Origin of the sequence: Actinoalloteichus hoggarensis (genome assembly GCF_002234535.1) — a bacterium.
GTDB classification, from domain to species: domain Bacteria; phylum Actinomycetota; class Actinomycetes; order Mycobacteriales; family Pseudonocardiaceae; genus Actinoalloteichus_A; species Actinoalloteichus_A hoggarensis.
Map to the genome: position 1 here is coordinate 2,327,168 of NZ_CP022521.1, position 16,638 is coordinate 2,343,805.

At 70.4% G+C, this 16,638-nt stretch carries 18 protein-coding genes; 12 read left to right on the top strand and 6 right to left on the bottom strand.

Annotation, left to right across the window (positions count from 1 at the left end; all coding sequences use genetic code 11):
- Positions 1–2 precede the first annotated feature (2 nt).
- The 6 genes from AHOG_RS10305 to AHOG_RS10330 all read right to left on the bottom strand — a co-directional run bounded on the left by AHOG_RS10305 (position 3) and on the right by AHOG_RS10330 (position 8,272).
- Complete coding sequence (locus AHOG_RS10305) at positions 3–857, bottom strand: SDR family oxidoreductase (RefSeq protein WP_093941166.1); 855 nt, start codon at positions 855–857, stop codon at positions 3–5.
- A 112-nt stretch (positions 858–969) separates the two neighbouring features.
- On the bottom strand, positions 970–2,403 hold the full coding sequence (locus AHOG_RS10310) for an MFS transporter (protein WP_093941167.1): 1,434 nt from the start codon (positions 2,401–2,403) through the stop codon (positions 970–972).
- Positions 2,404–3,793: 1,390 nt separating this feature from the next.
- Entirely contained in the window at positions 3,794–4,186 is a 393-nt protein-coding gene (locus tag AHOG_RS10315; RefSeq protein ID WP_093941168.1) for a SchA/CurD-like domain-containing protein, read from the bottom strand.
- Between the two features lie 189 nt (positions 4,187–4,375).
- Positions 4,376–5,041, bottom strand: a complete 666-nt coding sequence (locus tag AHOG_RS10320; RefSeq protein WP_093941169.1) for a TenA family protein — start codon at positions 5,039–5,041, stop codon at positions 4,376–4,378.
- A gap of 168 nt (positions 5,042–5,209) precedes the next feature.
- A complete protein-coding gene (gene asnB, locus AHOG_RS10325) occupies positions 5,210–7,054 on the bottom strand; it encodes an asparagine synthase (glutamine-hydrolyzing) (RefSeq protein ID WP_093941170.1) in 1,845 nt (614 codons plus the stop codon).
- Between the two features lie 48 nt (positions 7,055–7,102).
- Positions 7,103–8,272 carry a nucleotide disphospho-sugar-binding domain-containing protein gene (locus AHOG_RS10330; protein ID WP_093941171.1) on the bottom strand — a complete coding sequence of 390 codons (1,170 nt, stop codon included), beginning with the start codon at positions 8,270–8,272 and terminating at the stop codon, positions 7,103–7,105.
- 306 nt (positions 8,273–8,578) lie between these two features.
- On the opposite strand from AHOG_RS10330, the gene AHOG_RS10335 reads away from it, so the two are divergent.
- The 12 genes from AHOG_RS10335 (at position 8,579) to AHOG_RS10390 (ending at position 16,607) form a co-directional block, all read left to right on the top strand.
- Entirely contained in the window at positions 8,579–9,262 is a 684-nt protein-coding gene (locus AHOG_RS10335; RefSeq protein ID WP_245856679.1) for an SDR family NAD(P)-dependent oxidoreductase, read from the top strand.
- 213 nt (positions 9,263–9,475) lie between these two features.
- Positions 9,476–10,267 (top strand): PEP/pyruvate-binding domain-containing protein, encoded by a 792-nt coding sequence (locus AHOG_RS10340; RefSeq protein WP_093941173.1) that lies wholly within the window; start codon positions 9,476–9,478, stop codon positions 10,265–10,267.
- A gap of 307 nt (positions 10,268–10,574) precedes the next feature.
- Entirely contained in the window at positions 10,575–10,910 is a 336-nt protein-coding gene (locus AHOG_RS10345; protein WP_093941174.1) for a TcmI family type II polyketide cyclase, read from the top strand.
- Positions 10,907–11,335 (top strand): cupin domain-containing protein, encoded by a 429-nt coding sequence (locus tag AHOG_RS10350; protein WP_093941175.1) that lies wholly within the window; start codon positions 10,907–10,909, stop codon positions 11,333–11,335. The genes AHOG_RS10345 and AHOG_RS10350 overlap by 4 nt, the downstream gene beginning before the upstream one ends.
- A complete protein-coding gene (locus AHOG_RS10355) occupies positions 11,332–12,600 on the top strand; it encodes a beta-ketoacyl-[acyl-carrier-protein] synthase family protein (RefSeq protein ID WP_093941176.1) in 1,269 nt (422 codons plus the stop codon). The genes AHOG_RS10350 and AHOG_RS10355 overlap by 4 nt, the downstream gene beginning before the upstream one ends.
- A 49-nt stretch (positions 12,601–12,649) precedes the next feature.
- Positions 12,650–13,891, top strand: a complete 1,242-nt coding sequence (locus tag AHOG_RS10360) for a ketosynthase chain-length factor (protein ID WP_093941177.1) — start codon at positions 12,650–12,652, stop codon at positions 13,889–13,891.
- Positions 13,892–13,948: 57 nt separating this feature from the next.
- Positions 13,949–14,209, top strand: coding sequence for an acyl carrier protein (locus tag AHOG_RS10365; RefSeq protein WP_093941178.1), 261 nt, complete (start codon positions 13,949–13,951; stop codon positions 14,207–14,209).
- 4 nt (positions 14,210–14,213) lie between these two features.
- Positions 14,214–14,681 carry an SRPBCC family protein gene (locus AHOG_RS10370; RefSeq protein ID WP_093941179.1) on the top strand — a complete coding sequence of 156 codons (468 nt, stop codon included), beginning with the start codon at positions 14,214–14,216 and terminating at the stop codon, positions 14,679–14,681.
- A 28-nt stretch (positions 14,682–14,709) separates the two neighbouring features.
- Positions 14,710–15,171: an anthrone oxygenase family protein gene (locus AHOG_RS10375; protein WP_093941180.1), complete on the top strand. Its 462-nt coding sequence runs from the start codon at positions 14,710–14,712 to the stop codon at positions 15,169–15,171.
- A 37-nt stretch (positions 15,172–15,208) separates the two neighbouring features.
- Positions 15,209–15,961 carry an SDR family NAD(P)-dependent oxidoreductase gene (locus tag AHOG_RS10380; protein WP_093944332.1) on the top strand — a complete coding sequence of 251 codons (753 nt, stop codon included), beginning with the start codon at positions 15,209–15,211 and terminating at the stop codon, positions 15,959–15,961.
- Entirely contained in the window at positions 15,961–16,308 is a 348-nt protein-coding gene (locus AHOG_RS10385) for an antibiotic biosynthesis monooxygenase family protein (protein ID WP_093941181.1), read from the top strand. The genes AHOG_RS10380 and AHOG_RS10385 overlap by 1 nt, the downstream gene beginning before the upstream one ends.
- A complete protein-coding gene (locus tag AHOG_RS10390; RefSeq protein ID WP_093941182.1) occupies positions 16,305–16,607 on the top strand; it encodes an antibiotic biosynthesis monooxygenase family protein in 303 nt (100 codons plus the stop codon). Before AHOG_RS10385 ends, AHOG_RS10390 begins: the two co-directional genes overlap by 4 nt.
- Positions 16,608–16,638 lie beyond the last annotated feature (31 nt).

Genomic DNA, 16,638 nt, shown 5'->3' on the forward strand with positions numbered 1-16,638 from the left:
GGTCAGGCCTGGCCGAAGACGGCGGCGTGATCGCGGGCGAACTCGTCGATGTCGCGGGCGGGCCTGCCGGTGAGGTCGGCGACGGAGGTGTGCACCTCGGCGGCCTCACCCTTGGCGTAGTGGGAGTAGTCCTCGACGAGGCCTGCGAGCTGCCACGGCGGAATCACCTGGGCCAGCGCGGCGGTGAACTGCTCGGCGGGCACGTCCTCGAAGGCGATCGCTCGGCCGGTGGCCGCCGACAGCGCCTGGGCGATCTCCTCATGGGTCACGGCCCGAGGGCCGGTCAGGGTGTACGTCCGACCGGTGTGTCCCTCGCTGGTGAGCACGGCGGCGGCGGCCTCGGCGATGTCCCGTGTATCGATCAGGCTGACGGCGGCGTCTCCGATCGGTGCGCCGAACGAGCCGTAGGCGATGGTGGGCGCGAAGCCGAGCAGCGCCTGCATGTAGAGGTTGGGACGCAGCACCGTGTGATCGAGCCCGAGCTCCTCGACGTGGGCCTCCACCTCGGCGTGCCAGCGCAGGAACCGCACCGGCGAGTTCGTGCGCGCCGCGTACTGCGAGAGCAGCACGAGTCGGTGCACGCCCGCCTTGACGGCGAGGTCGGCGAAGCGCTTCTGCAGCTCGGCTGCCTTCTCTTCGGAGGGACTGTTCAGGAAGACCGCGTCGACGCCGTCGAGCGCGGCGGAGACCGCGTCCGGGTCCCGCAGGTCGGCGACGACGTTCTCGACTCCGGAGATCGCCTTGGCGGAGTCGCGGATCATCGCGCGCACGGTGGCGCCGCGGGCCTGGAGCGCGGGGATCAGGGCCGATCCCACGGTTCCGGTCGCTCCGGTCACGAGCACGGTGGGTGCGTTCATCGGTTCAGTCGTCCTTGTCTCGGTATCCGTCGGGGACGTTCCTCGACGGGGTCGTTCTCACGGTCGTGTCCTGCCGCGCCGAGGGCTGTTCCTCAGCGGGGTCTGTATCGGCTCATCGCGTTCCGACGGTGGTCGCGGCGGTCGGCGACTCGACCCCCGGTGTCCGGCCGAAAGGGATGAGCGACACGGCGAAGGCGGCGGCGATCAGCGTCGACTGGGCGAGGAACGCGGTCGTGAACGAGATGTCCTCGCCCGCCGTCGCCGATCCGATGGCGATCCCGGCCAGCGCGGCGAGTCCGACCGCGCCGCCCAGCTGTTGGGCGGTGCTGATCACACCGCTGACCAGGCCGGACTCGCCTTCCCTGCTGTCGCGTACCGCCATCGTGGTGGTGGTGATGGTGCCGATCCCGAAGCCGGTGCCCAGCAGGAGGAACGCGCCGATGAGGCTGAGGGAGATGCCGCCTGCCGTCGGTTCCGGTGCCAACAGCAGCAGACCGGCCAGCAACAGGGCCAGTGCGACCTGAAGCGCGCGCTGCGGCCCGATCAGCCTGGCCAGCGTCGGTGCGACGGCGCTACCGAGGATGATCATGCCCGCGAACGGCGTCTGGGCGAGGCCGGTCGCCGGCGCACCCATCCCCAGAGCCTCCTGCTGATACAGCGGCAGGAAGAAGAGCAGGCTCGTCATCGTGGCACCGAGCATCATGATCAGCGATCCGGGAAGGATCACCCGTCGGTCCCGGACGATGCCGAGCGGGACCAGCGGATGCGAGCAGCGGCGTTCGACGATCACGAAGCTCAGCAGCGAGACGACGCCGAGCCCGAAGCCGATCACGGTGCCGGGGGAGCCCCAGCCGACCTCGGCGGCGAGGATCAGGGACACGGCCAGCGCGGAGATCGCGACGGTGATGGTGACGGCGCCGAGCACGTCGAAGCGGCCGGGCCTGCGCGGGGATGCCTGAACCGCGTACCACACCATGAACGCGCTGACGACGCCGAAGGGCACCGGTGTCCAGAACACCGCCTGCCAGCCCAGCAGCTCGGTCAGCGTGCCCCCGAAGAAGACGCCGAGCAGGCTGCCGAGTCCCGTGACCACGCCCCAGACGCCCATGGCGCGGGTGCGTCCCGCCGGGGACGGGTGGAGCGAGAGCAGCAGTGCCAGGGACGAGGGCATCAGGACCGCCGCCCCGATTCCCTGGACGACCCGGGCGCTGATCAGCATGAAGCCGTCGGCGGCCAGGGCGCAGAAGACCGAGGCCGCGAGGTAGCCCGTCATGCCTGCCAGGAAGATCCGGCGTGGCCCGAGCAGGTCGGCGAGGCGGCCGCCGAGGAGCAGCAGGCCCGCCAGGGCCACCAGATACCCGCTCGCGACCATCGTCAGTTCGGCGGCCGAGAGCCGCAGGCTCTCCCGGATCGCGGGCCCGGCGAGATTGACCATCGCGGTGCTGAACACGACCAGGAACATGGCGACCGCCAGGCCTGCCATCGCCACACCTCGCGGTACCCGTGGTCGGGTGACCGTCGTGGCGGGTGCGGTGTCGTCGCTCATCGCCTCGTCCTTGTCCGAGTGGGTGTGCCCGCCATGTCGTGACGCGGGCGCCGACGGCCGTGGCGGCCGGGGTGGTCGAGGCTTCCGGGCCTCGACCTCGGTGCATCCGATAGTGATTGATCACTATCAATAGGCGCGTCAGAGCTCCTGCTTCACGGGTGGATCAGGAGAAGCTCGCGCCCGTGGTCGGGCGTCGGGGTGTGACCCGATGGAGAGACCGGCTGTCCGACCTGTGTCGCTCGCAGGCACATCGCCTCGCCGGACGACCTCTCCCTGCCCGACCGCGGCGGTCGGGTGCTCCCGACCTGACCGCCTCCCGCGAGAGCTGCGCCGAGTCGAGACGCCGCCTCTCGTGGTGGTGCGGCCGGTGCTCACCGCCCGACCATCATGGTTGATAGTTAACAGTCACTACCAAGGCGCTGTCAAATCGCGTCGTAACGCGCTCGGCGGCCGGGCCTGGTCGGTGACCGCACCCGCGCCGACCTGCTGAGACGGCCTTCAGCCACCAGACGACGGGCGTCCATCGCCCAGTGGCGGCCGCGAAGACCGGGAGGTCGGCGCGGCATGCGTTGAACTGGCGTTTCCCCCGTCATCGACGTCGGCGGACCGCCATGTGCGCGAGTCGAGGCGAACCGACACCTCGGCACGTTCGTCATCGCTGTGATCCGCATCGCAACTCTCCGGGCGCCTGGCTGTCTGGAGGCCTGGATTCCCGCGCCGGCAGCGATCGGTGCCGGTTCTCGCGACACACCGGATCGGAGTGCGTGCGGACTCTCACTCCTGACGGCGGGGACGCGGTGACGGGCCTGACGGGTTCGGACGCGGAGCCGAGTGACCCGGATGCTTCGGCGGGGCGCACGGCACGTCGCCCGGAGGCGGTTGTCTCGGTGATCGAGCCGAGGCAGCCGGTGCAGCCGGGCCGGGCCAGGTGTGACGCCCCCGCAGCGGAGATCGGAGAGGGTCCACGCCGAGCATCACGCCGACTCGGCGTACTCCTCGGTCGTGGGGCACCGCCGCCGCACCGGCCACCGGGGAGCAGAGCCGGCTCCGCCGGGCGCCCGGCGGGCCTGCGTGCGAGGGAGAAGCCGTCGAATCGAGCGTGTGGTGCCCCGTCGAGTCAGGCCGGGAGAGTGACCGGACACATCCCGCCGCCCGCATCCGGCAGGACCTCGGCGGTCGGGCCGTACGCACCCCGGCGCGCACACTCGGACGCACGGCACCCGGCCACCTGCCGCAACACCGTGCCTGTCGGGTCGGAACCCGGGCCGGGTTCCGAAGCCAGGCGCCGCCGTGTGCGACGGCGCGAGCGCGGCGTGGCCCGTCGTTCGCCCGGGGCCACGCCGCGGCCGGGCCGGTCGCCCCCCGACCGGTCCCGTCGTGCGGTCCGCCGTCAGGGCGCCGCGGACGCCGCCTCGGCCTGGCGGGGCACGGAGATCTGAGTGACCGAGCGCAGCATGCTCTGCTTGAAGGTCTCCACGAAGCCCTCGACGGTGCCCGTGTTGCGAGGATTGTTCAGATACGGCGCGAGTCTGCGCTCCACCTCACGTACACCGGGCTGCACGGCCATGAACCGCGCGACGGCGTCGAGGTCGCCCTCGTACTCGATGAAGCGGACCAGCAGACCGTCTCGGATGAAGACGGCCGTGGCCAGGATCTTCGCGGCCTCCCGACCCTCCTCGTCGGGGACGGCCGGGGACTTGACCCGGCGGAAGCCGCTGAAGACCTCGGCGACCTCGTCCTCGTGGCCGGGCTTGATGTCGTAGGTGATCGCGACGAACGGCATCGGACTTCTCCTCGTCATCTGTCGAGCTGGGTGTTCTCGGCTGTGTCACCGCGGTTCTCGGCTCCGGTGTGCCGCGGGGGAGGCACGAGGAGACGGCAGGCCCGACCGCCGCACCGGACTCGCCTCGCCTCGCTCGGTGAGCCGGACGAGCCGGGGTGACGATCCTGCGGGTCTCGCGGCTCTACCCGGTCACACCGGCCAGCCCGCGCGAGACCACGCGGTCTCGGCGAACGCCCATTCGTAACGGATACTGAGCGAGAACTGCTCGACGAGCTCTCGGCGCTGCCTCTCCGAGGCCTGCTCGGCCACGGCGTCGACCATCGCCAGGAAGCCCTTCACCGCGTAGCGGTACCCCTCGCCGGGGTGATAGACCTCGATCCAGGGTGCGTACCGCGGCGAGGACCGCCGGGCGAGCAGGTCGTCGGAGACCTGATGGTTGAACCAGACCATCGGCAGCAGCGCGCCGACCCCCGCGACGAACGAGGTCGCCGAGGCGGCGGCGAAGAAGGCGGCATGCGCATGGGTGGCGGGGTCGACCGGCGCGTCATCCCGCGCCGCCCGCAGACCCAGCTCACCGGCCAGCTCGCCGTAGGCGGTGCGCAGCCGGTCGCGTGCCTCCAGCGAGCTGAACGCCGAGCGGCCGAAGAGCGCGGTGTGCGCGTCCGACGGGGCCGCCGCCGCCGTCCGGGCCAGCGCTCGAGCGTAGGCGGGCAGCAGATGACCGGTGTCCTGCTCCACGAAGTGACTCAGACACTCCGGCGGCAGCGTCCCGTCCCGCAGTCCCGACCAGAACGGATGGTCCTTGACCTTCGACAACAGCGGCTCGGCCCGCTCGATGAGCTGCTCGTGGAACATGGTGCATCCTCCTGGACAGACTGTGGACGTGATCGCGTTCGAACGGCGGACCGCACCGTCGTGCTCGCATGAGACGACCGGCGTCGGATCGCCGCCGCCCGGTGGACCCGCCGCCCCGCCGCGGCCGAGGACGAGTCCTGCCGCGCCGCGGCCGGCCCCGAACCGGGCTCACACCTCGAGCCGCACCTGGTACTGCCGCAGCCAGCTGTCCAGCTGCAACACCATCTCGACGTCGCGTCGCTCGCCCCAGCCGGTGCTCTCGACAGGACGGCGTGCCCGGAACAGCTCGGTCGAGGCCTGCTCGTTCAGCAACGGGCGGACCGGACTGGACGGATCGGTCATCACCGCGTCGAACTGCTCCCGCAGCAGCTGCCCGTAGCCGGGGTCCTGCGTCACCGGGAACGGGCTCTTCTTGCGCTTCAGCACCGACGGCGGCAGCAGGTCCGCCACGGCGGCGCGCAGCACGCTCTTCTCCATCCCGTCGGCGTTCTTCATCTGCCACGGGATGTTGAACACGTAGTCGACCAGTCGATGATCGCAGTACGGGACCCGCAGCTCCAGCCCGACGGCCATCCCGAGCCGATCGTCGCGCGCGAGCAGCAGCGGCAGCCAGTGGGTGAGATGCAGGTGGCCGGTCTGCCGCATGAGTCGGGCCTGCTCGTCCTCGCCGTCGAGCCACGGCGTGGCGGCCACGGCCGTGGCGTAGTGATCACGAGAGAAGCCGGGCACGTCGACCCGGGTGAGCAGCGACGTGTCGAGGAGCCCCGTGCTGCGTCCCAGCGGCGACTTGCGCAGCCCCATCGCCACCCAGGGGAAGTTGCCGGAGCTGAGCAGACTCGGATCACGGAAGGACTGATAGCCCCCGAACAGCTCGTCGGCGATCTCGCCCATCAGCGCGACGGTCGAGCGCTCCCGCACCGACCGCAGCAGCAGATACAGCGACCGGTCCATGTCCGGAATCGGCGTCGGCAGATCCTGGGCGTGCAGCGTGGCCAGTGCGACGATCGGGTCCACCATGTCGGCGGTTCGCAGCCGCACCGGCTCGTGATCCGTGCCCAGGTGTCCGGCGACCTCCAGCGCGAAGGGCGCGTCGTTGTCCTGATGCCAGTGGTCACGGCGGAAGGTCGTCTCCTGGCCTTCGAACTCCACCGAGAAGGTCCGTGCCTTCTCCGGCGACGCCATCCCGGCGAACGCCGCGATGGCGCTGGAGTCCAGCCCGCCGGAGAGCAGCGTGCACAGGGGGACGTCGGACACCAGCTCGGCGGCGACCGACTCCGACAGCAGGTGGCGCACCGTCTCCACCGTCGTCTCGAAGTCGTCCGTGTGCTCCCGACTGGTGACCGACCAGTAGCGCCGCTTCTCCATCGCGTCCCGCCGGACGAGGACGACCTGGCCCGGCTCGACCTCGGCGATGTCCCGGTAGACGGCCTTGCCGGGCGCGGAGATGTAGGTCAGCAGCTCGGCCAGTCCTTCGGTGTCGACCACCGCGTCGATCAACGGGTGGGCGAGCAGCGCCTTGGGCTCCGAGGCGAACGCGATGCCCTCTCCCAGGCGGGAATAGAACAGCGGCTTGATGCCCAGTCGGTCGCGCGCCAGCATGAGCTGTTCGGCGCGCGGGTCCCAGACGGCGAAGGCGAACATCCCGTCCAGCCGATCCACACAGGCGGGCCCCCACTCCAGATAGGAGCGCAGGACCACCTCGGTGTCTCCGGCGGTGCGGAAACGATGTCCCCGGCTCGCCAGCTCGGCTCGCAGCTGACGGAAGTTGTACACCTCGCCGTTGTAGACCAGCACCGCCAGCGTCCGGCCGTCCTCCTCGGCGCGTGCGGGCTGCCTGCTGCCTGCCAGGTCGATGACGGCGAGCCTGCGAAAGCCGAGCGCGGCGCGCTCGTCGGCCCACACGTCCTCGTCGTCGGGGCCCCGATTGGCCAGGGTCGCGACCATCGTCCGCACCGTGCTGACCTGTTCTCGTAAGTCGCGCTGGAAGTCGACCCAGCCCGCGATTCCGCACATCTCGTCGTCAACCCCGTTCCCGGTGGGCGATGGTCATCTCGGTTGTGTTCAGCCGACCGACAGCGGCGCGGCGGCCAGCTCGGCCAGCTGCTCGACGACGTCGGCGGGCGGAGCCGCGGCGCGCATCTCGTCGGCGACGGCACGGGCCCGCTCGGTCGCCGGGCCCGCGAGGACGCGGTCGACGGACTCGCGCAGGCTCGTCGCTGTCAGGTCGCCGGGATCGAGCACCTCGCCGACGCCCGCGGCGCGGACCTGACCGGAGTGCCCGGCGTGGTCGGGAAGGCGGGGCACCAGCAGCGCGGGAAGCCCGTGACGCATCGTCGTCAGGATCGTGCCCGCTCCGCCGTGGCCGACGAGCAGGTCACAGCCGGGGAGCAGCGCGTCCACCGGTGTGTCGACGAAAACGGTGACGTTGTCGGGCACGTCGCCGACCAGCGGGTGCTGCGCCGAGGACACGGCGGCGACCACCTCGACGTCGGACTCGCCCAGCGCGGTGACGATCTCGGGCAGCAGGAACAGCGAGGGGTCCAGCTTGGCCATCGTGTGACCCCAGGTGACACAGATGCGAGGGCGGGCGCCGCGCACGGGCAGCGGCGTGACGGCCGGGCCGGACCCGTTGAACGGCACGTAACGCATCGGGATGCGGTGGTAGTCCGTCGCGACCTGGAGGCTGGTCGGCGTCGGGTCGACTGTGGCGACGCCGAAGGGCTCCAGGTCCGTCAGCTCGTGTCGTTCGCCGAGCGGAGCGAGCAGCTCCGGCAGGATGCCCCTGGCCCGCAGCAGCAGGTCGGTGCCGTAGAGATGCCGAACCGAGGGCACCCCGACCGCGGACGCCGCGACGGGCCCGGCTAACGCGGTCGGCTCGTGCACGATCAGGTCGGGCTTCCAGTCACGGGCGAGCGCGACCAGTCCGTCGACCATGGACTCGGCGTGCGCCAGGAACATCCGCATGGCGCGCGGACCCTTCCCGGTCGACTTCGCCTGCCCGGTCAGCTCCCCGCTGCGGGCGGAGGGCAGCACATAGCCGCGGACCAGTCCCGCCGCGTCGACGTCGTCGCCCACCGTGGTCGACGGCAGCCCGGTGCTGATCATCTCGTCCGCCAGCTCCGGCTGGCTGACGATCAGCACCTCGTGTCCCGCCGCCCGGCAGGCCCACGCCAGCGGCACCATCGCGTAGAGGTGTGACGGCCATGCCCACGTCGTGAACAGCACCCGCATGCCTGCTCCCATCCCTGCCCGGTCGGTGGTCGAGTTCGAGCGCGGATCACCGTGACCGACCCGACTCGCACGGCGCTCGAAGAGCGATGAAGGGCGCGGGACGTTCTCGCGGCGTGGGGGGCGGCGTCCCAGTGATCGTCGAGCGGCGGCGACCACCATCTGCGTCGACGATCTGTCGGGTGGCGAACCGGCGGGCGTCGTGCCGGCCGCGCGGCGCGACGCGGGCAGGTCACGGGCGTGACTCGTCGGCAGGCGGCGATGCGCGCCGGACACGACTCGTCGACGGCACCGAGCGAGGAGGATCAGGTGAGCACTGGACGAACCGCGCTGATCACGGGCGCGAACAGGGGACTCGGTCGGGCGGTGGCCGCCGTGCTGCACGCGAGGGGCCTGCGAGTGGTGCTCGCCGGACGCGATCGCACGTCGGTGGCGGAGGCGGTGGCCGAGATGGGCGGGCCTGCTTCGGGATGCGTCCTGGACGTGACCGACGCGGCGAGCGTCGCGGCCGCCCGTGCTCTGATCGGCCCCGTGGACGTGCTGGTGAACAACGCCGGCGTCCTGCGCGACGGCGGCACCGACCCCCTCACGGTCGACCTGGACCTCGTGCGGGACACCCTCGCCGTCAACGTCCTGGGCTCGTGGCGCGTGTCGCAGGCGTTCGTTCCGGACATGGTCTCCCGGCGCTGGGGTCGGGTGGTGTTCGTCTCCAGCGGAACGGGTTCGTTCGCCAACGGCCTCTTCACAGGCGCACCGGGATACTCCGTCTCCAAGACCGCGTTGAACGGACTCACCACGATGCTGGCCGCTCAGACCGAGAACACGGGGGTCCTCGTCAACGCCGTGAATCCCGGCCCGACCAGAACCCGGATGATGCCCCGTGCCGAGCGCACGCCCGAGGAGGCGGCCGAGCTGATCGCCGACGCGGCGCTGCTGCCGGACGACGGACCGTCCGGACGGTTCCTGCGGGGCGACCGGGTGCTTGCGTGGTGATCCGCCCTGCTCGTGCCGGCACCAGACGGAGCCGGTGAAGGCGGCTGTGCCGCGTCGTCGATCGATGCGCTCGCCTGGCGTGGCGGGGCGAAGCAGTCATACGCGGTTCGGCCGATGACGTGGGCGGGAGCCGTCGCGTAACGTATGAGTAGCACGGCTACTTTCAGTTTCCCCTGGGCATGAGGCCCGGCGCGGGAGGACGGTACCGCTGGTATGGACGGCGACCGGGGCGAGTTCGCTTCTGGCGGGCTGCTGGTGCTGCCGATCACCGAGAGCCGCTGCCGTGAGTCGCGGTACGCGGGGATGGAGCTCGCCGTGCAGGCGCGCAGCCTCGGGCAGGTCGTCAGTCCCACGACCGTGGTGCTGACCGGATTGCTGTCGCGCTGGTGCGCGGGCGGGCCGCTCCGATCGGCCGCACTGGACCACGTCGTCGAGAAGTCGTTCTCCGTGCGCGCCTGGCTGGTGATCGACGGCGAGCCGGATCGGCGCGTCGGTCCCGTGCTCAACAATCTCGACGCGGACGTGCTGTCGGAGACGCTCTTCGAACTCGTCATGGTGGCCGCGGGCACGACGTCGAGCCCGGAAGCCCGGCTCGTCGTCGCCGTGCAGCGGTTCGTCGACGCGGAGGCCACGGTCCTCGCGGACCTGCGCGAAGGTTCCATCCGGCTGCGTGCCTGCTGGGGGCTGGCCGAGACGGTGGAGAGTCCGCCGTACTTCGACGAGTTCTGGTTCTCCGCGGACCGCCTGCGGGTGCTGCGGGAGCATGTGATCGACAAACCGACGGCGACGCGCGCGGCCTTCGGCGGCACCGAGGGTCGGTCCGTGCCGAGAAGCCGGCGCAACCTTCCCGTGTTGGACGCGGCGCGGGCCCGGTTGATCGCGGGCCTCACCGAGAAGCTCGACGCGGGTGTCCCGATCTCCGTCGAATGGGAGTTCGGACTGCTTTCGCACGAGATCGTCCTATTGTCGTGTCCCCCTAACGAGTGGTCTTCGCCAATCCGGTGATCCTTCGCTCCTGAGCTCCTGAGACCCGCCGTGGGGTCGAGAGACCTGCGGGACGGCGGAGGCATCCGGTCCGTGTCGACCTGCGCCGCACGGCAGACGTGGTCGACGCGCTGGTGGAAGGGCTGTGGGCGGGTGGGCGGGTCGTGGGCCGCCTGACGACGTCTTTGCGCTGTTCCGAAGGGGTTTCACGTCGGGCCGCCTGCGGCCCGATCCCGGTCGACCAGGCCTCCAGTTCGGTTCGAGGCGCCGTTGAGAGTCGATTGACACGCTCGTCTGGTCCGCACCGCGCGACCGCAGGAGGCCGACCGTGCATCGCACTCTGATCGTCGCCAAGCTCAAGACCGACGATCCCGCTCATATCGCAGAGGTGTTCGCCGAATCGGACGCGACCGACCTTCCCAGGATGGTCGGGGTGTCCAGACGCACCCTCTTCAACTTCCACGACCTCTACTTCCATCTGGTCGAGGCGGATCAGGACATCCAGCCAGACCTTTACCGGGCGCGGTCGCACCCCCTCTATCAGGACATCAACACCCGGCTCACCGAGTTCGTGTCGCCCTACGACCCGAACTGGAAGGAACCGAGGGACGCGATGGCCTCGCCGTTCTACGTCTGGACTTCTGAGCAGGGGAGGATCGCATGACCGCGACGCAGTCACTCAAGATCAACGCTTCCGACGCCGTCCCGAACCGCAAGCGCGGCGGGGACCTGCGGGTCACGTTGAGCCCGAAGACCGTCGGCTGCACCTCCGGCTTCGGCGGCGTCCTCTGGCTGGAGCCCGGCGAGTTCGTCACCGAGCACTATCACCCGCACTCCGAGGAGTTCCTGCACGTCGTCGAGGGACAGCTGGAGATGAGCCTGGACGACGCCCCCGTCGTGCTCGGGCCGGGCGACTCGCTGCTCGTGCCGATTGGTGTACGCCACCGACTGGTGAACATCGGCGAGGGTCGGGCGCACGCGGTGTTCCACCTCTCTCCGTTGGCGCCGCGCCCCGAACTGGGTCACGTCGACACCGAGAAGCCCACCACCCCCGACGCGCCGAACCCCGATGTCGGAGGGCCCCGGTGAATCGCAAGGTCGTCGTCACCGGCATCGGAGTCGTCGCTCCGGGCGGGGTCGGCCGGGAGGCCTTCTGGGACCTCCTCACGGCCGGGCGCACCGCCACCCGGACGATCACCATGTTCGACCCGTCGAACTTCCGATCGCAGATCGCCGCCGAGGCGGACTTCGACGCGACCGCGGCGGGGCTGAGCGCCCGGGAGATCCGCCGGATGGACCGCGCCGCACAGTTCGCGGTGGTCAGCGCTCGCGAGGCGCTGGCGGACAGCGGGATCGACCTGTCCGGCGACCCCGGTCGCGTCGGCGTGAGCGTCGGCAGCGCGGTCGGCTGCACGATGGGGTTGGAGCAGGAGTACGCGGTCCTCTCCGACAACGGTCGCAACTGGCTGGTCGACCACAGCTACGGCGTGCCGCACCTCTACGGCTACATGGTGCCCAGCACCCTGGCGGTCGAGGTGGCCAGGGACGTGGCCGCGGAAGGCCCGGTGAGCCTCATCTCCACCGGCTGCACGTCGGGGCTCGACGCGGTCGGCCACGGCGCGTCGCTCATCAGGGAGGGCACCGCCGACATCGTGATCGCCGGTGCCACCGACGCACCGCTCTCCCCGATCACGTCGGCCTGCTTCGACGCCATCAAGGCCACCTCGCCCCGCAACGACGACGCGGAGCACGCCTCCCGGCCCTTCGACGCCACGCGCAACGGCTTCGTCCTCGGTGAGGGCAGCGCGATCATGGTGCTGGAGGAGGCCGAGTCGGCCCGACGGCGGGGCGCTCACGTCTACGCCGAGCTGGTCGGCTTCGCCGGGCGGAGCAACGCCTTTCACATGACGGGCCTGAAGCCCGACGGTCGGGAGATGGCCGAGGCGATCCGCGTCGCGCTGGACCAGGCGCGGATCAACGCCTCGGACGTCGACTACATCAACGCGCACGGCTCGGGGACCAAACAGAACGATCGGCACGAGACGGCGGCGTTCAAGCGCAGTCTCGGCGAGCGTGCCTACGAGGTGCCCGTCAGCTCCATCAAGTCGATGGTCGGCCACTCGCTCGGAGCCATCGGCTCGATCGAGGTCGCCGCCTGCGCGCTGGCTCTCGACCGGCAGGTCGTGCCGCCCACGGCCAACCTGGAGAACTCCGACCCCGAATGTGACCTGGACTACGTGCCGAAGGTCGCCAGGGACCACGACATGGACGTCGTGCTCAGCGTCGGCAGCGGTTTCGGCGGCTTCCAGAGCGCCATGCTCCTGGCCCGTCCGGGAGCCGTGGCTTCGCTGTAAGGGCGGAGCCGATCAGCGTCAGGAAAACCTGCACGAGGAAGGCCCAGCGATGCCCGCATCCGTTCGCACGACCGGGACCGTCGTCACCGGCATCGGCGTGGTCGCCCCCACGGGCCTCGGCGTCGAGGCGCACTGGCAGGCGGTGCTGGCCGGGAAGTCCGGGATCAGCCGGATCAGCCGCTTCGACCCGTCGCCCTACCCGGTCAAACTGGCGGGCCAGGTGCCGGGGTTCGTGGCCAAGGAGCACGTCCCCGGCAGGCTGATCCCGCAGACCGACCACTGGACACACCTGGGGCTGGCCGCGGCGCAGGCCGCGCTCGACGACGCGAGAGTGGTGCCCGCCGAGCTGCCCGAGTACGAGATGGCGGTCGTCACGGCGGGCTCCTCCGGCGGCACCGAGTTCGGCCAGCACGAGATGGAACGGCTCTACCAGAACGGCCCGTCCTGGGTCGGCGCCTATCAGTCCATCGCCTGGTTCTACGCCGCGACCACAGGACAGGTCTCCATCCGACACGGGATGCGCGGCTCCTGCGGCGTGGTGTGCAACGAGCAGGCGGGCGGCATCGACGCCGTCGGACAGGCACGCAGGCTGCTGCGCTCCGACGCGAGCCTGGTGGTCAGCGGCGGCACCGACGCCTCCCTGTGCCCGTACGGCCTCGTCGCGCAGCTCGCCACCGGGCGGCTGTCCAGCAGCGAGGACCCGGACCGGGCCTACCTGCCCTTCGACGTCGACGCCGCGGGCTACCTCCCTGGTGAGGGCGGCGCGATCCTGATCATGGAGCGCGCCGAGGCCGCCCGCGGACGCGGCGTCGGCGGCGGATACGGCTCGATCCTCGGCTACGCGGCCGGCTTCGACCCGCCCCCGGACTCGACCCGGCCGCCCGTCCTGCGTCGCACCATCGAGCGGGCGATCGCCGACGCCGGCCTGACGCCCGCCGACGTCGACGTGGTCTTCGCCGACGCCGCAGGCGACCGCGAGGCGGATCTGGCCGAGGCCGCCGCCATCACCGCGGTGTTCGGCGCCAAGGCGGTCCCGGTGACCGCCCCCAAGACGCTGACCGGACGCCTCTACGGCGGCGGCGGATCTCTGGACGTGGCCACCGCCCTGCTCGCCCTGCGCGAAGGGGTCATCCCCTTCACCGCGGGTCCCAGCAGGCTCGCGCCCGGCATCGACATCGACCTGGTCCTGGGGCAGCCCAGGAGCACGCCGCTGCGGGCCGCGCTGGTCCTCGCCAGGGGATACGGCGGATTCAATGCCGCGCTCGTGCTCGGCCGCGGCATGGACGACTGACGCGGGAGCGCACCATCGCGACCGTTTTCGACCAGCACACACGGGAAGGAGACCCGGATGAGCAGGTTCACCCTGGAGGAGCTGCGGGAGATCATGCGCTCCAGCGCGGGCGTCGACGAGGGCGTCGACCTGGACTCCGACATCGGCGACCTCGAGTTCGACGAGCTCGGCTACGACTCGTTGGCCGTCTTGGAGTTCGCCAGCATCGTGCAGCGCCGCTACGGCGTGCCGATCCCGGACGACATCGTCACCGAGTCGGGCACGCCCGCGAAGGCGGTCCACTTCATCAACACGCAGATCGAGAAGGCAGGGGTCTGAAGCCGTGGCCGGTCACACCGACAACGAGATCGTCATCGACGCGCCGATGGACCTGGTCTGGGACATGACCAACGACATCGAATCGTGGACCGGGCTGTTCAGCGAGTACAGCCAGGCCGAGATCATCGAGCGGCGCGAGGGCACCATCATCTTCCGCCTCGCGCTGCACCCGGACGAGAACGGGAAGGTGTGGAGCTGGGTCTCCGCGCGCACCCCCGACGAGGCCACCAGGACGGTGCGGTCGCAGCGCATCGAGACCGGCCCCTTCAAGTACATGTGGATCTACTGGGAGTACCTCCAGACCGACGAGGGCGTGCGGATGCGGTGGGTACAGGACTTCGAGATGCGCCCCCAGGCGCCCGCCACCGACGAGGCGATGACCGAACGCCTCAACCGCAACACGCCGATCCAGATGGCCTTGATCAAGCAGAAGGTCGAGGCCGTCGCGGCCGAGGCCGCCGTCGCGAGATGAGTGGATCGAACCTGAGTGGAGGTACGCGGTGTTACAGGTGCTCCTGCCGCTGGTGCTCTTAGCCAACGGCCTGTCGGCGGGCGTGTTGGTCGGAACACAGCTCGGCGGCTGGCCGTTGCTGGCGGCGCTGCCGCCTGGCCGCTACGTCCACGCGCATGCCTTCTTCTCCACTCGCTACGACCCCTTCATGCCGATATGTCTGGTTCTCACGGTGCTCATCGACGGGGTGCTGCTCGTCGTGGCGCCCACTCCGGTGCTGCGGCTGCTCTGCGCGCTGGCGGCGTTGCTCGCCCTGGGCACCGTGCTCATCTCGCTGATCAAGAACGTCCCCGTCAACAAGTGGATCCAGCGGCTCGACCCGGAGAACCTGCCCGCCGACTTCGACCGGGTCGACCCGCGGCGGACCTGGGGCGGCTGGAACCGCACGCGCAGCACGCTGGCGGTCTCCGCGCTGCTGGTCAACTGCCTTGTCGCCGGGCTGCTCCTCTGACCACGTCGATCTTCGCGTACACCACGAGAGGAACATGATGGACCTCAATCTCAAGGGCAAGAAGGCACTGGTGACCGGTGGCACCCGTGGCGTCGGTCGAGGGGTGGTGCTGGCGCTGGCGAAGGCCGGTGTCGACGTGGTCACCTGCCACCGCCAGGAGAGCGAGGCGGTCGCCTCCCTCGAACGGGAGCTCAAGGAGATCGGCGGCAACCACCGCGTCGTGCTGGCCGACCTCGCCGAGCCCACCCAGATCGCCGAGCTGCTGGACGAGGCGGGCAAGCACCTCGGGCATCTCGACCTGGTCGTGAACAACGCGGGCGCGATCAGCCACGTCCCCTACGGCGACCTGGACCTCGCCGAATGGCGCCGGGTCATCGACACCAACCTCACGGCGTCGCACCTGGTCATCCAGCACGCGCTGCCGCTGCTGAGCGAGGGCGCCTCGGTGATCAGCATCGGCTCGAAGTCCTCCGAGGTGGGCATCCCCCTGCGGGCGCACTACACGGCGACCAAGGCGGCGCTGCGCGGGCTGAGCCGATCGCTGGCCAAGGAGTTCGGCAAGAAGGGCTATCGCTTCAACGTCCTGGCACTCGGCGTCATCGAGACCGAGGCACTGCATGCGATGCCCGCCGAGCAGCGCGAGCTGATGGTGCAGCGGTACAGCGACAAGACCGCCCTCGGCAGGCTCGGCAAGCCCGAGGAGGTCGCGGGGGCAGTCCTCTGGCTGGCAAGCGACCTGTCCCGTTACGTCACCGGCGCCACGATCCACGTCGACGGAGGAATCTCCTGATGTCTGAGTCCACTTTTCGCGTGATGCTTCGGATGCAGATCAAGCCCGGCATGGAGCAGGACTTCGAGCGAGTCTGGCTCGAGGTCGGGGACTCCGTCACCTCGCATCCCGCCAACCTCGGCCAATGGCTGTCGCGCAGCGACGAGGAGGGCGTCTACTACATCGTCAGCGACTGGGTCAGCGAGCCGCGTTTCCGTGAGTTCGAGACCAGCGACCGTCACCTTCAGCACCGGCAGCAACTGCATCCCTACCGGTCCGGAGGCTCCATGACCACCATGCACGTCGTGGCCCACCTGGTGGGCGAGGGCGCCGATGTGACACATCGGGAGTGGGAGGCCGCTCGATGACAGGGGAGGTGCGGGTCCTCGTCTATCACGCAGCCGAGGACCCCGCCGCCATCGAGGAGGCCTATCACCAGGCGAGCAACCGACTTCAGGGCGTTCCCGGACTCCGCGGCAACGAGCTGCTGCGGTCCGTGCACGACCAGAACGGGTTCGTGGTGGCCAGCTCCTGGGAGAGCCTGGAGGCGTTCCAGGCCTGGGAGCAGGGCGCGACGCATCGAGACAGCACCGCGCCGCTGCGGCCCTTCCGCGACACCCGACTGCCGGTGCCCTTCGCGATCTATCAGGTGGCGGCGGCGTACTAGTCCGCTCGATCTTCATCGCTGTAGCTCTTGG

What these genes read in the sequence shown, in the direction of transcription:
- AHOG_RS10305 (WP_093941166.1), bottom strand. Translation starts at nt 857, where the DNA reads ATGAACGCACCCACCGTGCTCGTGACCGGAGCGACCGGAACCGTGGGA.
- AHOG_RS10310 (WP_093941167.1), bottom strand. Translation starts at nt 2,403, where the DNA reads ATGAGCGACGACACCGCACCCGCCACGACGGTCACCCGACCACGGGTA.
- AHOG_RS10315 (WP_093941168.1), bottom strand. Translation starts at nt 4,186, where the DNA reads ATGCCGTTCGTCGCGATCACCTACGACATCAAGCCCGGCCACGAGGAC.
- AHOG_RS10320 (WP_093941169.1), bottom strand. Translation starts at nt 5,041, where the DNA reads ATGTTCCACGAGCAGCTCATCGAGCGGGCCGAGCCGCTGTTGTCGAAG.
- asnB (WP_093941170.1), bottom strand. Translation starts at nt 7,054, where the DNA reads ATGTGCGGAATCGCGGGCTGGGTCGACTTCCAGCGCGACTTACGAGAA.
- AHOG_RS10330 (WP_093941171.1), bottom strand. Translation starts at nt 8,272, where the DNA reads ATGCGGGTGCTGTTCACGACGTGGGCATGGCCGTCACACCTCTACGCG.
- AHOG_RS10340 (WP_093941173.1), top strand. Translation starts at nt 9,476, where the DNA reads ATGGACGGCGACCGGGGCGAGTTCGCTTCTGGCGGGCTGCTGGTGCTG.
- AHOG_RS10350 (WP_093941175.1), top strand. Translation starts at nt 10,907, where the DNA reads ATGACCGCGACGCAGTCACTCAAGATCAACGCTTCCGACGCCGTCCCG.
- AHOG_RS10360 (WP_093941177.1), top strand. Translation starts at nt 12,650, where the DNA reads ATGCCCGCATCCGTTCGCACGACCGGGACCGTCGTCACCGGCATCGGC.
- AHOG_RS10365 (WP_093941178.1), top strand. Translation starts at nt 13,949, where the DNA reads ATGAGCAGGTTCACCCTGGAGGAGCTGCGGGAGATCATGCGCTCCAGC.
- AHOG_RS10380 (WP_093944332.1), top strand. Translation starts at nt 15,209, where the DNA reads ATGGACCTCAATCTCAAGGGCAAGAAGGCACTGGTGACCGGTGGCACC.
- AHOG_RS10385 (WP_093941181.1), top strand. Translation starts at nt 15,961, where the DNA reads ATGTCTGAGTCCACTTTTCGCGTGATGCTTCGGATGCAGATCAAGCCC.
- AHOG_RS10390 (WP_093941182.1), top strand. Translation starts at nt 16,305, where the DNA reads ATGACAGGGGAGGTGCGGGTCCTCGTCTATCACGCAGCCGAGGACCCC.